The 14168-nt window shown below is 68.8% G+C and carries 13 protein-coding genes; 4 read left to right on the top strand and 9 right to left on the bottom strand.

Translation table 11 applies throughout. The features are described 5' to 3' along the window. Positions 1–9 precede the first annotated feature (9 nt). The 5 genes from OHB23_RS13260 to dxr all read right to left on the bottom strand — a co-directional run bounded on the left by OHB23_RS13260 (position 10) and on the right by dxr (position 6423). Positions 10–1818 (bottom strand): penicillin-binding transpeptidase domain-containing protein, encoded by a 1809-nt coding sequence (locus tag OHB23_RS13260; RefSeq protein ID WP_307108758.1) that lies wholly within the window; start codon positions 1816–1818, stop codon positions 10–12. A 53-nt stretch (positions 1819–1871) separates the two neighbouring features. Then, positions 1872–2705: a GNAT family N-acetyltransferase gene (locus tag OHB23_RS13255; protein ID WP_027505050.1), complete on the bottom strand. Its 834-nt coding sequence runs from the start codon at positions 2703–2705 to the stop codon at positions 1872–1874. Between the two features lie 88 nt (positions 2706–2793). Beyond that, the gene (ispG, locus tag OHB23_RS13250; RefSeq protein WP_155956970.1) at positions 2794–3957 is read right to left on the bottom strand and encodes a flavodoxin-dependent (E)-4-hydroxy-3-methylbut-2-enyl-diphosphate synthase; all 1164 of its coding nucleotides are present in this window, start codon (positions 3955–3957) and stop codon (positions 2794–2796) included. 103 nt (positions 3958–4060) lie between these two features. Further along, entirely contained in the window at positions 4061–5272 is a 1212-nt protein-coding gene (locus OHB23_RS13245; RefSeq protein ID WP_222630776.1) for a M50 family metallopeptidase, read from the bottom strand. Between the two features lie 8 nt (positions 5273–5280). Further along, on the bottom strand, positions 5281–6423 hold the full coding sequence (dxr, locus tag OHB23_RS13240) for a 1-deoxy-D-xylulose-5-phosphate reductoisomerase (protein WP_442973043.1): 1143 nt from the start codon (positions 6421–6423) through the stop codon (positions 5281–5283). Between the two features lie 107 nt (positions 6424–6530). Here dxr and OHB23_RS13235 point away from each other — a divergent pair, with 107 nt between their 5' ends. Both OHB23_RS13235 and OHB23_RS13230 read left to right on the top strand, forming a co-directional pair. Continuing rightward, complete coding sequence (locus tag OHB23_RS13235; protein WP_051613190.1) at positions 6531–7064, top strand: DUF1990 family protein; 534 nt, start codon at positions 6531–6533, stop codon at positions 7062–7064. 100 nt (positions 7065–7164) lie between these two features. After that, positions 7165–7443 carry a DUF2631 domain-containing protein gene (locus OHB23_RS13230; protein WP_037185298.1) on the top strand — a complete coding sequence of 93 codons (279 nt, stop codon included), beginning with the start codon at positions 7165–7167 and terminating at the stop codon, positions 7441–7443. Positions 7444–7447: 4 nt separating this feature from the next. On the opposite strand, the gene rlmN is transcribed toward OHB23_RS13230, so the two are convergent. Further along, positions 7448–8560 carry a 23S rRNA (adenine(2503)-C(2))-methyltransferase RlmN gene (rlmN, locus tag OHB23_RS13225; protein ID WP_027505044.1) on the bottom strand — a complete coding sequence of 371 codons (1113 nt, stop codon included), beginning with the start codon at positions 8558–8560 and terminating at the stop codon, positions 7448–7450. Positions 8561–8651: 91 nt separating this feature from the next. Here rlmN and OHB23_RS13220 point away from each other — a divergent pair, with 91 nt between their 5' ends. After that, a complete protein-coding gene (locus tag OHB23_RS13220) occupies positions 8652–9044 on the top strand; it encodes a LapA family protein (RefSeq protein WP_027505043.1) in 393 nt (130 codons plus the stop codon). A gap of 178 nt (positions 9045–9222) precedes the next feature. After that, positions 9223–10068 (top strand): HpcH/HpaI aldolase/citrate lyase family protein, encoded by an 846-nt coding sequence (locus OHB23_RS13215; protein WP_197027755.1) that lies wholly within the window; start codon positions 9223–9225, stop codon positions 10066–10068. A gap of 3 nt (positions 10069–10071) precedes the next feature. Here the strand turns inward: OHB23_RS13215 and OHB23_RS13210 are convergent, their stop codons facing one another. The 3 genes from OHB23_RS13210 to OHB23_RS13200 all read right to left on the bottom strand — a co-directional run bounded on the left by OHB23_RS13210 (position 10072) and on the right by OHB23_RS13200 (position 14129). Continuing rightward, on the bottom strand, positions 10072–12447 hold the full coding sequence (locus OHB23_RS13210) for an excinuclease ABC subunit UvrA (protein ID WP_328809684.1): 2376 nt from the start codon (positions 12445–12447) through the stop codon (positions 10072–10074). Positions 12448–12544: 97 nt separating this feature from the next. Then, on the bottom strand, positions 12545–13240 hold the full coding sequence (locus OHB23_RS13205; protein ID WP_222631482.1) for a class I SAM-dependent methyltransferase: 696 nt from the start codon (positions 13238–13240) through the stop codon (positions 12545–12547). A 22-nt stretch (positions 13241–13262) separates the two neighbouring features. Then, positions 13263–14129 carry a phosphatidate cytidylyltransferase gene (locus OHB23_RS13200; RefSeq protein ID WP_037185291.1) on the bottom strand — a complete coding sequence of 289 codons (867 nt, stop codon included), beginning with the start codon at positions 14127–14129 and terminating at the stop codon, positions 13263–13265. Between the last annotated feature and the right edge of the window lie 39 nt (positions 14130–14168).

The raw sequence follows: 14168 nt of genomic DNA, 5'->3' as shown, positions 1-14168 counted from the left end.
CGGTCGCGGTCAGTATCCGGCGGGCAACGCGGTGATCATGTCCCGCGTCACGGCTACGGCATTGTCCGAGCTGCCGCCGCGCACGACGAGTGTCGCGAACGCGAGATCACCGCGATATCCGACGAACCAGGCATGGGATCCGCCCTCGACCTCGGCCTCACCCGTCTTGCCGTACACCTCGCCCTGGTCGGCGATCCGGTCCGCGGTGCCGCTCGTGACCACCGAGCGCATCATCCCGCGGAGTCCGTCGACCATGGCCGGCTCGATCTGCGGGTGGTCACCGTCGATCGTGGTCTCCTCCCCCTGGATCAGCCGGGGAACGGGCGTCGATCCGTGTGCGACGGTCGCGGCGGCGAGAGCCATGCCGAACGTCGACACCAGCACCTTTCCCTGTCCGAACCCGTCCTCGGTGCGCTGCACCAATTCCTCTGCGGGCGGGACGGATCCCGACTCGGTGGGCAGACCCACGACGCCGTAGTCGGGCCCGACGCCGAACATGGCCGCCGCGTCGGTGAGAGCACTCGCGGACATCTCACTGGCGAGCTTCGCGAACGAGGTGTTGCACGAGCGCGTGAAGGCCGTGTTCATCGAGACGTCCCCGAGGGAGAACTCGTTGTAGTTGGGCACGCTGCGCTCGCCGATGACGATGCGGCCCGGGCACGGCACGGTGGTCTCGGGCGTCGCGAGTCCCTCCTCGATCGCCGCACCGGCCGTGATGATCTTGAAGGTTGAGCCCGGTGGGTAGAGGCCGGTCGAGGCCACGGGACCGTCGCGATCCGCCGCCGGGTTCTGCGCCACCGCGAGGATGTCGCCTGTCGACGGCTGGATCACCACCATCATCGCCTGGTCCCGTGACACGTTGACGGCGTTCTGTGCGGCCACCTGCACCGGACGGTCGAGGCTGATACTGATCGACGGAACCGGCTGCGGCGCCGTCTCGGTCAACACACCGGTGTCCGCGCCGTTGGTGTTGACCGCCACGACGCTCCAGCCCGCGGCACCGTCGACGCGGTCCATCACGGTCTTCTTCACCTGGCTCACCAGGTCGGGGGCGAACGTGCGATCGGTGGAGACCAGGTCGGACTGCTCCGTCACCGACACCCCGGACAACGCGAGCAGACCGGGCGCGACGGCGTCGTAGTCCTCGTCCCGGAGGGTCATCAGGCGGTACGGGCCCTGCGTCGCGGTCGCCGACTCCACGATGGACTGCGCCGTGATCGACGCGTCGAAGGGCTTCAGGATGCGTTCGAGGGTGCGCGCCGTGCCCACCACGTCGGTCGACTCGGCGGCGTCGAAGGACACCCCCTGGACCACCCCGGGGACCAGGACGTCCGACCCCGCGTGCTCGTTGACCCGCGCCCGCGGCGCCGACGTGGACCGCAGCACCATCGACTGGGTGTCCCCGAGCTTGGGGTGCAGATCGGTCGAGTTCCACCGGACCACCCAGGCCCCGTCGCGTCGGCCCATCTGCAGGGCCCCGTCGTAGGTCCAGGTGCGGTCCTTCGGAAGGTGCCACGTGTAGGTGTAGTCGACGGTCGCGGTGTCGCCGTTCACGCTCACCGCGCCGGTCGCCGCGTCGAGCGACTCGGCCTGCAGGCCGTCCCACGCCTGATCGACGGCGGCGGTCGCGAGGTCCGGCCGATCCGTGGCCTGCGCCGCGGCGGCACTGTCACGCTCGGCCAGCGCGGAGACGAACGAATCGGCCGCGGACTCGGGGCCCTGCGGTTTCGGGGTGCACGCCGAGGCCGCCACCGCGGTGATCGCCGCGACGAGCACGATCAGGACGCGGGTGGCACGGCCGTGTTCACGAGAGGTCATCGATCCTCATCGTAGGGCGACGGGACGCCCGCGGCCCTCACCCTGACAGCGTGTCAGTCGAGCAGAACGGTGGAGAAGGTGGCGACGCGCTCGAACCCGACACGCTCGTAGGCCCGGCGGGCGGGCACGTTGAAGCTGTTGACGTACAGGCTGGCCGTGCGGCCGCTGTCGACCACCGCGGCCGCCACGGATGCGGTTCCCGCGGTGCCGAGCCCGCGCCCGCGGTAGAGCGGGTGCACCCACACGCCCTGGATCTGACCGACCGAGGTGGACAGCGATCCGACCTCGGCCTTGAAGACGACGCGGCCCTCCTCGAACCTCGCCCAGGCGCGACCCGCCGCGATCAACGAGGCGATGCGCCGCCGATAGCCGCGTCCGCCGTCGCCCGCGCGCGGATCGACGCCCACCTCCTCGATGAACATCGCCACGGCAGCGGTGAGGTACACGTCCAGCTCGTCGACGGTGACGCGTCGGACGTAGGGGTCCACGGCGGTGGGCGCGCTCGTCAACGCCAGCAGTGGCTGCTCGGCACGCACCTCACGCGGGGTCCCCCAGTCCGCGGCGAGCATGTCCCACAACGGCAGCGTCAGTTCGGCTCGCCCCACCAGCGACGAGCAGACGCGGGGAGAGCGCAACGCGCGCTCGGCGAAACTCCGGAGATCGTCGTAGGTACCGAACAACGGCACGAGATTGGCTCCCGAGAAACACAGGGACGATGCCGGACCTCCGCGTGACCACAGTTCACCGTGGTTGTCGCGGGGCTCCACGCCCGATTCCTCGACACGTGCCAGCACCATGCACGATGCGACGGGATCACTGCGCAGCACACGGACGACCTCGTTCGTGTCGCGGCTCGTCAGCGCCTTAGCGCCGAGCAGCTTGAGCATCCCGCCACCTCCGTGACCACCGATCCACACCGAGCACACCCGTTGTCATGGTGACACTGCCAGGAAATGTCGCCGCAGACGAGGAGAATCAGCTGACCGACACGACGGGCGATCCGCCGGCGGCTTCCTGGTCGGACTCGTACGACTCGGCGATACGCATCGCCTCCTCGATCAGGGTCTCCACGATCATCGCCTCGGGCACCGTCTTGATGACCTCGCCCTTGACGAAGATCTGTCCCTTGCCGTTTCCGGACGCCACACCGAGATCGGCGTCGCGCGCCTCACCGGGACCGTTGACGACGCAACCCATGACGGCGACGCGGAGCGGGATCTCCATGCCCTCGAGTCCGGCCGTCACCTGGTCGGCGAGGGTGTAGACGTCGACCTGTGCGCGTCCGCAGGACGGGCAGGAGACGATCTCGAGCTTGCGGGGACGGAGGTTGAGGGACTGCAGGATCTGCGTCCCCACCTTGATCTCCTCGTTGGGCGGCGCGGACAGCGAGACGCGGATCGTGTCGCCGATGCCGTCGGCCAGCAGCGACCCGAAGGCGACGGCGGACTTGATGGTGCCCTGGAACGCCGGCCCGGCCTCGGTCACGCCGAGGTGCAGCGGGTAGTCGCACTTGGCGGCGAGCTGACGGTAGGCCTCGACCATGATGACCGGGTCGTTGTGCTTGACCGAGATCTTGATGTCGCCGAAACCGTGCTCCTCGAAGAGGCCGGCCTCCCACAGCGCCGACTCCACCAGCGCCTCGGGCGTGGCCTTGCCGTACTTCTGCATCAGGCGCGGATCGAGGGATCCTGCGTTGACTCCGATACGGATGGGGATGCCCGCGTCACCGGCCGCCTTCGCGACCTCCTTGACGCGGCCGTCGAACTCCTTGATGTTGCCGGGGTTCACGCGCACCGCGGCGCACCCGGCATCGATGGCCGCGAAGATGTACCGCGGCTGGAAGTGGATGTCCGCGATGACAGGGATCTGCGACTTGCGCGCAATGGTCGCCAGGGCGTCCGCATCCTCCTGACGCGGGCACGCGACGCGGACGATGTCGCATCCCGCGGCGGTGAGTTCGGCGATCTGCTGCAGGGTGGAGTTGATGTCGTGAGTCTTGGTGGTGCACATCGACTGCACCGAGATCGGCGAGTCGCTGCCGACACCGACGCTGCCCACCTGAAGCTGACGAGTCTTCCGTCGCGGTGTGAGCACCGGTACGGGTCCGGCCGGCATGCCCAGTCCAACGGTCACTTCGATCCTTTCGAGCTTCTGACGGCATCTGGTGCCGACTGACTCTCCCCACTGTAGTCGCGCCCGGAGGACCGCCGTGTGTTCGCGCCGTCACGCCGGACCTGCGCTTCTAGCGGAAGATCTGAATGGGGTTCACGATGTCGGCGGTGAGGGTCAGGAGCATGAACGCGCCGCCGATGAGAATGACGACGTACGTCACCGGCATCAGCTTGAGGTAGTTCACGGGCGCACCCTTGCCCAGCCCCCGCAGCGAGCGGATCTTGTTCCGGATGCCCTCGTAGACGGTCACGGCGATGTGACCGCCGTCGAGCGGGAGCAACGGGAGCAGGTTGAAGGCACCGAGGAAGAAGTTGAGGGTCGCCAACAGAGTGACGAAGACCTCCCACAGGCCGCGTTCCGCCGCCTGACCGCCGATGACGCTGGCACCGACCACGCTGATGGGAGTGTTCGGATCCCGCTCACCACCGGTGATCGACGTCCACAGTGCCCCCACCTTGCTGGGGAGATCGACGATGGCCTGCACCGTCTGCCCCGCGATGAACACCGTGTAGGAGGCCGATCCGCCGATGGCGGACACCGCGTCGTAGTCGAGGGTGAGTGGGGTGCGGGCGACGCCGATGGCGCCGACCGTGCGCAGCTCCGTAGCGTCGGGTGCGCCGTTCTCGACGGCGAAGAGACGGTCCGTCTCCTGCACGTCGACGGGCACGGTGAGGGTCTCACCGGCCCGCTCGACCGTGACGGACACCGATCCACGCTCGTCCTGGATCGCCGCGACGACGTCGCCGAACGTGGGCGTCGACTCGCCGTTCACGGCGGTGATGACGTCACCGTCCCGGATGCCCGCGGCACCCGCGGGACCGGGACCCGAGCAGGGCGCCATGTCGCCCTCGACGTTCTGCGGGGCCACGCACTGGGTCCCCGCCACGGTGGCCGTCGTGTCGCGATTGGGCAGACCCCAGCCGAGGGCGAGGGTGTACACCAGCACGAACGCCAGCACGAAGTTCATCGCGATCCCGCCGAACATCACGGCGAGGCGCTTCCAGGTCTTCTGCTTGTACATCGCGCGCTCGACCTCGTCGGGAGCGAGCTCGTCGACCGCCGTCATGCCCGCGATGTCGCAGAAGCCACCGGCCGGGATCGCCTTGAGTCCGTACTCGGTCTCGCCGCGACGCCAGGAGAAGATCTTGGGCCCGAACCCGATGTAGTAGCGGCGCACCTTCATGCCGGTGGCCTTGGCCACCCACATGTGCCCGCACTCGTGGAGCGCGATCGAGATGCCGATGCAGATCGCGAAGGCGATCACACCGAGAACGAACACCATCTTCTCGTTCAGCCTTTCGATCGTGTGGCGGCGAGTGTGCGGGCGGTGCCCCGAGCCCACGTGTCCGCTGCGAGAACGTCGTCCACCGTAGACGGTTCAGCGGACCAGTCGCCGCGTCCGGCGTCGACCACGTCGGACACGACGTCCACGATCTGCGGGAACGACAGGCGCCCGTCGAGGAACGCCTCGGCGGCGATCTCGTTCGCCGCGTTGTAGACCGCCGTCATGCAGCCGCCCAGCGCGCCGGCGGTGCGCGCGAGCTCGACCGCCGGGAACACCTCGTCGTCGAGTGGTTCGAAGTCCCACGTGTGGGCTCGGGTGAAGTCCAGGGCCGTCGCGGCGCCGGCGATGCGATCAGGCCATCCGAGTGCCAGCGCGATCGGCAGCTTCATGTCCGGCGGGCTGGCCTGAGCGAGCGTCGATCCGTCGGTGAACGTGACCATCGAGTGGACGATGGACTGCGGATGCACGGTGACGTCGATGCGGTCGTACGGGATGCCGAACAGCAGATGCGCCTCGATCACCTCGAGGCCCTTGTTCACCAGGGTGGCCGAGTTCAACGTGTTCATCGGCCCCATCGACCAGGTGGGGTGCTTGCCGGCCTGCTCCGGCGTCACGGACTCGAGGCCCTTGCGATCCCAGCCGCGGAACGGCCCACCGGACGCCGTGACCACCAGTCGGGCCACCTCGTCGGCGCGACCGCCGCGCAGGCACTGGGCGAGAGCCGAGTGCTCGGAGTCGACGGGAACGATCTGGCCCGGAGCCGCCGCGGACGTGACCAGCGAGCCGCCCGCCACGAGAGACTCCTTGTTCGCCAACGCCAGTCGAGCTCCCGATTCCAGCGCAGCGAGCGTCGGCGGCAGACCGAGAGACCCGACGAGCGCGTTGAGGACCACGTCGGCCTGCACCTCGCGGACCAACGACGTCGCCGCGTCGGCCCCCGAGCGCAGCCCCGGCGTGTCCACGGTCCGCGCAGCGTCGACGTCGGCCACCGCCACGTCGCGGACACCGGTCTCGGCGATCTGTCGACGCAACAGATCGACGTTGCCTCCGCCGGCGGCCAGCCCGACCACGGTGAAACGGTCCGGTCGAGCCGCCATCACCTCGAGCGCCTGGGTGCCGATGGACCCCGTACTGCCGAGCACCAGCACCCGCACGGGTCCGTCGGTCCCACGTGCCTTCTGTTCCGTCACCTGGACAGTGTGGACGACCTCACTGAGAGCACGGTGAGCGGGCAACTGCGGCTCACCGTGTGAGGATGGACGGCGTGCCCCTGCTCCCGTCCGCCGATCCGGACTCGTACTTCTCGACGCCCCTCACGTACGCCGAGATCGGAGGGACCGCGCACGAGTCGATGCCGGCGGGTTACCACCACGTCGACGTAGAGAAGCGCATCGGGACCGGCCTCGAACTTTTCGAGCGGGCCGGACGCCGCATCGTCGAGTGGGACATGCATCGCGGCGCCGGGCTGCGGGTGCGGTCGAGCGCGGCGTCGGCGACCGTCGACACCGTGGTGGTCCTGCTACTCGGTCCGGTCCGCATCCCGTGCCGGGTAGTCGAGGTGATCGACGAGTCGCACCACCGGGGCTTCGCGTACGGCACGCTGCCGGGTCACCCCGAGTCGGGTGAGGAGCGCTTCACCGTCCGACACGATCCGGTCACCGACGCCGTGACCGCCCACATCCGCGCCTTCTCGCGGCCCGGCAACAGGGTCGTCGCACTGGGCGGGCCCCTCAACAGGGCGACCCAGCGCATCGCGACCGGTCGCTACATAGCGGCCCTCACCGCCTGACACGTCGTGGCGACTGCCCCTACGACGGCCGGTCGTACAGCGCGCTAGGATTCAGCCCACCAGGGACCACCTGCATCACAGACTTTCAGGAGGATCGGCCGTGACCGACATCAGCCGCAACCAGGCTTCGGACGTCGAGCGCGTTCCCACGACCAAGGTCAGCACCGCCGAGGTGCCGTCCGCGGAGTGGGGGTGGAGCGGCGAAGGCCCCCGTACCTCGCGCATCGCGGGCTGGGTCACCGTCGCGATCCTGCTGGTCATGATCATCGGTAACCACACGGGCCGGGTCGAGGACATCTGGCTCGTCGGCTTCGCCGTGGCCATCGCAGGCCTGCTGGTCCGCGACATCCTGCTCCGCCGCAAGCCGCGCCGCTCCTGACGGCTCAGTTCTCGGCGGCCAGCTGCCCGCAGGCCGCCGCGATCTCCTGACCCCGCGTGTCACGCACGGTGCACGAGACTCCGTGCGCACGGACGCGTCGCACGAATTCCTGCTCCACCGGCTTCGGACTGGCGTCCCACTCGCTGCCGGGTGTCGGATTGAGCGGGATCAGGTTCACGTGGACCAGCGCCCCCAGGGCGCGCTTGAGCTTCTTGGCCAGCATGTCCGCTCGCCACGGCTGATCGTTGATGTCGCGGATCAGCGCGTACTCGATCGAGACCCGTCGCCCCGTGGTGTCGGCGTAGTAGCGCGCCGCGTCGAGGACCTCGGCGATGGGCCAGCGGTTGTTGACGGGGACGAGCGTGTCGCGCAGTTCGTCGTCCGGGCAGTGCAGCGACACGGCCAGCGTCACCGTCAGACCCTCGTCGGCCAGCTTGCGGATCGCGGGCGCGAGCCCGACGGTGGACACCGTCACCGAGCGCTGTGACAGGCCGAGGCCCTCCGGCGCGGGCGAGACGATCCGTTTGACCGCCGCGACGACGCGCTTGTAGTTCGCGAGCGGCTCCCCCATCCCCATGAAGACGACGTTGGACAGTCGCCCCTCGCCGCCCTCGACCGCACCGTCGCGGAGATCCGCCGCAGCGCTCCGCACCTGGTCGACGATCTCGGCCGTGGAGAGGTTGCGTTGCAGGCCGGCCTGGCCGGTGGCGCAGAACGGGCAGGCCATGCCACACCCGGCCTGGCTCGAGATGCACAGCGTCGCGCGATCCGGGTACCGCATGAGAACCGACTCGAGCAGTGTGCCGTCGGCGGCCTTCCACAGCGTCTTGCGCGTGTCCCCGCCGTCGCAGGCGATGTGCTTGACGGGCGTGAGCAGCGTCGGGAACAGCGCGTCCCCGACCTTCTCGCGGACCGACGCCGGAAGATCGGTCATCTTCGCCGGGTCCGCCTCCAGCCGGGAGTAGTACTGCCGCGCCAGCTGGTCGGCGCGGAACGCCGGCAGGCCCAGCTCGGCGACGGCCGCTCGACGCTGGTCCGCGTCGAGGTCGGCGAGGTGCTTCGCGGGCATGCCGCGACGGGGAGCGTCGAACACGAGAGGGAGAGCGATGGGTGCCATAGTGAGCACCATTCTCTCACTGTTCGGCGACACTGTCGGGCACGGTCGGGGCAGACGTGCATTCGCCACCTCCGTACAGCATGATCTGTACATGGCCCGCTCATCGCACGACGCATCCGATCCGAACGCCCTGACCGGCACGGACGCTCCTCTGGACACCTCCTCCACCGCCGCGGGTCTCCCCGTCGAGCAGACCGGGCCCACGGACACCCGCCTGGCGCAGGGAAAGACGCCCGACGGCGTCAAGCACACCCGTGCGGCGGCGCTCTACACCGGTCTCGTGGTGGGCGCGATCATCCTGGTCGTCCTGATGGTGTTCATCATCCAGAACCTCGACAGCGTCCCGATTCACCTGTTCGGCTGGACCTTCGACCTGCCCATCGGCATCGGCATGCTCCTCGCCGCGGTCGCCGGTGCGCTCGTCATGGCCACCGCGGGTGGAGTGCGCATCCTGCAGGTCCGCCGGGCCGCCAAGCGCAAGTAGTTTCTCGGCCGCCGTCGTGAGCGATCTCACGTCGCGGCCGTCGGTGTTCCGTCGCGCACGTGAACACTATTGACACAACCTTCACGTGTGGTGGTCTGCCGTGCACAGTGGTGGTCGAACGGTACGAGTCGCAGCTCGACGCGACCCACGAGCGACACACCGAGCGAGGACTGCACACGTGACGACCTTCCTGGAGAACCCCGTGCTATCTGGAGTGGCCGCCGACAAGGCGCGCTCGTGGCTTCTCGTTCCTGCGAGCAAGCCGGAACTCTTCACCCCGGCCGCGGAGTCCGCCGTCGACGCCGTGATCCTGGACATCGAGGACGCCGTCGCACCGGGCGCGAAGCCCGCCGCACGCGATGCCGTCGTGTCCTGGCTCCGTGCCGGCGGCCGCGCCTGGGTACGCATCAACGACGCCACCACGCCGTACTGGGCCGACGATCTCGACGCGCTGCGCGGCATCGACACCCTCGAGGGCGTCATGCTCGCCAAGACCGAGAGCGGAAGCCAGGTCGAGGCCACCGCCGACCGATTGGGTCACGGTTGCCGGATCGTGGCGCTGGTGGAGTCGGCCATGGGTCTCGAGGCTGCCCCCGAGATCGCGCGCGCCGAGGCCACCTTCCGCCTGGCGTTCGGCAGCGGCGACTTCCGGCGCGACACCGGCATGAGCGACGACCCGATGGCGATGGCCTACCCGCGCGCCCGGCTCGTCGTGTCGAGCCGCGCCGCCCGGCTTCCCGGCCCCATCGACGGCCCCACCCTCGCCGTCAACGACAGCATGCTGAGCCGCGACAGCCAGCTCACCGTCTCCATGGGCATGACCGGCAAGCTGTGCATGCACTCCGATCAGGGCCCCATCGTCAACCGCGAACTCGCACCCAGCGCTGCCGATGTGGCGTGGGCTCGGGACGTCATCGCCCAGCTCGGTGAGGACGGCTCCGGCGTGCGCGACGGCAGCGATCTCCCCCGCCTGGCCAAGGCGAAGAAGATCACCGCTCAGGCCGCGGTCTTCTCGATCGGCTGACGGTCACCGCTCGACGTACGCGGCGAGGTGTTCACCCGTGAGGGTGGACCGTGCCGCGACCAGGTCCGCGGGTGTTCCTTCGTAGACCACGGTGCCACCGTCGTGCCCGGCGCCCGGTCCGAGGTCGATGATCCAGTCCGCATGGGCCATCACGGCCTGGTGATGTTCGATGACGATCACCGACTTCCCGGCGTCCACCAGCCTGTCGAGCAGGGCGAGCAACTGCTCGACGTCGGCGAGATGCAGTCCCGTCGTGGGCTCGTCGAGGACCAGGATGCCGCCCTTGTCCCCCATGTGCGTCGCCAGCTTCAGCCGCTGACGCTCGCCGCCGGACAGTGTGGTCAGCGGCTGACCGATCTTCAGATAGCCCAGGCCCACGTCGTTCAGCCGGGTCAGGATTCGATGCGCCGCCGGTAGCGCAGCGTCACCGCCGGCGAAGAACTCCTGTGCCTGCGCCACCGACATCGCGAGCACCTCGCTGATGTCGCGGCCGCCGAGGTGGTACTCGAGGACCGAGTTCTGGAACCGTCGGCCCTCGCACAGCTCGCACACGGTGGCGACTCCGGCCATCATCGCGAGGTCGCTGTAGATCACCCCGTTGCCGTTGCACGTCGGGCACGCTCCCTCCGAATTCGCGCTGAAGAGAGCCGGCTTCACTCCGTTGACCTTGGCGAAGGCCTTCCGGATCGGCTCGAGGAGGCCCGTGTAGGTCGCGGGGTTGCTGCGCCGCGAGCCGCGGATCGCGCCCTGATCGACGGCCACGACGTCCTCGCGGCCCGAGAGCGAGCCGTGAATCAACGAACTCTTGCCCGACCCGGCGACCCCGGTCACGACCACCAGGACACCGAGGGGCACGTCGACGTCCACCGACTTCAGGTTGTGCGAATCGGCGCCGCGGATCTCCACCGCTCCGGTCGACGTGCGCACCGCGTCCTTCACCGCGGCGCGGTCGTCGAAGTGCCGGCCCGTGATGGTGTCACTCGTCCGCAGCCCCTCGACGGTGCCCTCGAAGCACACCGTGCCACCGGCCGTTCCGGCGCCGGGTCCGAGATCGACGACGTGGTCGGCGATGACGATCGTCTCGGGCTTGTGCTCGACGACGAGCACCGTGTTTCCCTTGTCGCGCAACCGGATCAACAGATCGTTCATGTTGGCGATGTCGTGGGGATGGAGTCCGGTGGTGGGTTCGTCGAAGACGTAGGTGACGTCGGTGAGCGACGATCCGAGGTGTCGGATCATCTTGGTGCGCTGCGCTTCACCACCGGAGAGCGTGCCCGCCGGCCGGTCGAGACTCAGATAGCCCAGTCCGATCTCCCGGAACGAGTCGAGGGTGTCTCCCAGCGAGGTGAGCAGCGGGGCCACGGACGGTGCCGACACTCCGCGGATCCACGTCGCGAGATCGCTGATCTGCATGGCGCACGCGTCGGCGATCGACACGCCGTCGATTTTCGAGGACCGTGCACCCTCGTTGAGCCGCGTGCCGTCGCACTCCGGGCACACGGCGAAGGTCACCGCGCGTTCGACGAACGCCCGGATGTGCGGCTGCATCGCGTCGACGTCCTTGGACAGGAACGACTTCTGGATCTGGGGAATCAGACCGGAGTACGTGAGATTGATGCCGTCCACCTGGATCTTGGTCGGCTCCCGGTACAGCAGGTCCTCGCGCTGGCGCTTGGTGAACTTCGCGATGGGCTTGTCCGGATCGAAGTAGCCGGAGCCGCGGAAGATCCTCCCGTACCACCCCTCCATGCTGTAGCCGGGGATCGTGATCGCACCCTCGTTGAGCGACTTGCTGTCGTCGAAGAGCGCCGTGAGGTCGATGTCGGAGACGGAGCCGCGCCCCTCGCACCGCGGACACATCCCGCCGGTGATGCTGAAGGTGCGCTTCTCCTTCGTCTGACGTCCGCCCTTCTCCACCGTCACCGCTCCCCCACCGGAGATGGACGCCACGTTGAACGAGAACGCCTGCGGGGAGCCCACGTACGGCTGTCCGAGACGGCTGAAGAGGATGCGCAGCATCGCGTTGGCGTCGGTGGCGGTACCGACGGTGGACCTCGGATCGGCGCCGAGCCGCTGCTGGTCCACGATGATGGCCGTCGTCAGACCGTCGAGCAGATCCACGTCGGGCCGCGCGAGACTGGGCATGAACCCCTGCACGAACGCGCTGTACGTCTCGTTGATCATGCGCTGGGACTCGGCGGCGATCGTGCCGAACACCAACGAACTCTTGCCCGATCCGGACACGCCGGTGAAGACCGTCAGACGGCGCTTCGGGAGGTCGACGCTCACGTTCTGCAGAGTGTTGACTCTCGCCCCCTGCACCCGGATGACATCGTGGGTGTCGGCGACGTGCCGTGCGGTACTCGACTTCGTGGCCATGGCTGATGTCCTTCGTGGTGCAGCGAACGGGTCAGCGGACACGGTAGCCGGTGCGCATCGGGGCTGCTTCTCGATTCCTGATCGCCGACGCGGCGGCTCAGGCCGTCTCGAGTCCATGCGGTCTGCGACGAGTGTGCACCCGGTATCCGACCTCGACGGACGTGCCGGTGAGCTGCCGCAGCGCGCGAGCGGCCACCCGCGGCGAGAACTCGATTCCCAGCACCGCAGCGGCCTCCTCGCGGTCCGCGAACGACCACCGCGTCCGGACCCGGCGCAGGTCGAAACCCTGCGCGGCGAAGAATCGTTCGACGGTGAGGGGGTCGTAGTGCGGCAGGTCGCGGCGCATCCATCCTCCGTACGGATCGACCGTGGCGTCGAGATCCACCACCACCACCACACCCCCGGGGCGCAGGACGCGCATGGCCTCGGTGATGCCCGGCCCGCATCCCGGCCCGAAGAAGTAGGCCGTCCTGGCGTGCAGGACGTCCGCCGAGCAGTCCTCCAGCGGCAGCCGATCCGCAGTCCCCCGGAGCACCCGCACAGCCGAGCCCGCGACCCGGTGCCGAGCACGCTCGATCAGTGGTGGGTGTGGTTCGACACCGACCACGGACCGTGCCTCGCGGGCGAACAAAGGCAGATGGAATCCGGTTCCGCATCCGACGTCGACGACGTCGCGTCCCGCCCACGGCGTGAGATCCCGCAGCACCGCCTCGATCTCGCCGGTGACGTCCTGGGCGCGATTCTCGGCCTCGTACACATCGGGCCAGTTCCAGATGTTCGGACTGGCGATCACGCCGTCGCGACCGGGCACAGGATCAGACGAAGATCGTCAGAACGATCCACGTCACGAGGATGCTGGGCAGAACGGAGTCGAGGCGGTCCATCAGTCCGCCGTGACCGGGAAGCATCGTCCCCATGTCCTTGATCCCGAGCTCCCGCTTGACCTGCGACTCGACCAGGTCGCCGAGCGTCGCGGAGAAGACGATGAGCACGCCCAGCAGGGCCCCCACGAACGGGTTCGCGTCCAGCAGGAACGTGACGGTGAGGACGCACCCGACGACACTGAAGAGCAGCGATCCGCCGAGCCCCTCCCAGGACTTCTTCGGGCTGATGGCCGGCGCCATCGCGTGCCGTCCGAACAGGACTCCGGCCGCGTAGCCGCCGACGTCCGAACACACCACCGCGATCATGAGCACGAGGACGCGCGAGCCGCCGTCGTCCTCGAGGGTCAGCAACGCCGCGAACGCACCGAACAGCGGCAGCCACGACAGGACGAAGATCGAGATCGCGCAGTCGCGCAGGTAGTTCTTCGGTGCCACGTCCAGACCACCGGACAACAGGCGCCAGACCATCGTGACAAGTACCGTCGCGGCGAACGCACTGAGCGCGCCCAGTGCGCCGAACGGCCACGCGAGCCAGATCATCGCCTGACCTCCGAGGATCACCGGGATCCGGGGCACGGAGATGTCGGACTCCCGCAGCCGCTTCGTCACCTCCCACGAGGCGACGGCGACCGCGGCCGCGGCGATGCCGATGAACACGAGCGGAACCAGGACCAGGACGACGATGAGCGACACGCCCAGTGCGCCGCCGACCGCGATCGCCGCGGGGAGGTCGCGGCCCGCCCGCGAGGTCTTCGGGGCGGGATCGGCGGTCGAACCGTTGTCGGCCGATACGGACACTGCTTCTCGTTTCACTTCATCTGGGCCACCGGGACGTGC

The organism is Rhodococcus sp. NBC_00294, assembly GCF_036163995.1.
Taxonomy (GTDB): Bacteria; Actinomycetota; Actinomycetes; order Mycobacteriales; family Mycobacteriaceae; genus Rhodococcoides.
This window is presented reverse-complemented; position numbering and strand designations above follow the sequence as displayed.